Source organism: Bacteroides sp. AF34-31BH (genome assembly GCF_003602795.1).
Classification (GTDB): Bacteria; Bacteroidota; Bacteroidia; order Bacteroidales; family Bacteroidaceae; genus Bacteroides; species Bacteroides uniformis.
Window position 1 is genome coordinate 1 of sequence record NZ_QTLV01000035.1, and the last position, 1165, is coordinate 1165.

The following is a 1165-nucleotide window of genomic DNA, read 5'->3' on the forward strand; positions in this document are numbered from 1 at the left end:
AAGCCGCTTTCCATAGCGATGATTGGGGCGATGTTCGTGGGGACACTGGTCAGTCTGTTCATCATCCCGTTGATATATTGGTTTATTTATAGAAAAGAAAGAGCATGAAGAAATTAAGTCTTATACTTTTGTTCAGTCTGGGAGCCCTTTCCGCTTTTGCCCAGCAGCGGATAACGCTCGATTTGCAGCAGACCATTGCCCTGGCGAATGACAGTTCGCTGGAAGCCTTCCGCACCAAGAACATGTATCTGGCCGGTTATTGGGAATACCGCACCTATAAGGCAAACCGCCTTCCCAGCTTGACGCTGAACATGACTCCGGCACAGTACAACCGCGATATCACCAAGCGTTACGACTCCGAACAGGACCTTGACATCTATCGCAGCCAGCAATCCTTCTATGCATACGGCAATCTTGCCGTCAGACAGAATTTCGACTTGACGGGCGGTACGTTCTATCTGGATACGGAGCTGGGCTATATGCGGAGCTTCGGTGGAAACAAGTATACCCAGTTCACCAGTGTTCCGGTTCGTTTGGGCTACTCGCAGAGTCTGGTCGGTTACAATCCTTTCCGTTGGGAACGCAGGATTGAGCCGCTGAAGTACGAAAAGGTGAAGAAGGAGTATATTTACAATGCAGAGCGAGTATCCGAGCAGGCCACTACCTATTTCTTTGCGCTTGCCATGGCACAGGCGGAATATGACTTGGCCAAGGACAATGCCGTCTCCACCGATACCCTCTACCGCATCGGTATGCAGCGCCTGAAGATAGCCGCCATCAGCCGTGCCGACCTGCTGACGCTGAAACTCGACGTGGTGAACGCCCGCAATACTTTGCAGAATGCCGCCAGTGCCTTGAAGCGCGCCATGTTTTCGTTGGCATCTTTCCTGAATATGGAGAAGAACACGGATATCAGGGTGTCGCTTCCGGGACGTCCGAGGGCGCTGACCATACCGGTTGATGAGGCTTTGCTGGCCGCTCAAGCCAACAATCCGGAATTTCTGGGGCTTCGTCAGGAAGTGCTGGAAGCCGAGCAGACAGTAGACAAGACGAAGAAGGAATCGCGCTTCAACGCCAGCATCAACGCCAGCGTCGGCTTCAACCAGGTGGCAGAGAAATTCGGTGAAGCATACAGGCATCCCATGCAGCAGGAGATGGTGTCGGT

1 protein-coding gene is annotated in these 1165 nt (G+C 52.7%); it reads left to right on the forward strand.

What is annotated here, in order from left to right:
* Window positions 1-104: 104 nt before the first annotated feature.
* The coding region (locus tag DWZ67_RS19935) for a TolC family protein (protein ID WP_133302962.1) at window positions 105-1165 on the forward strand (1061 nt) is incomplete at its 3' end.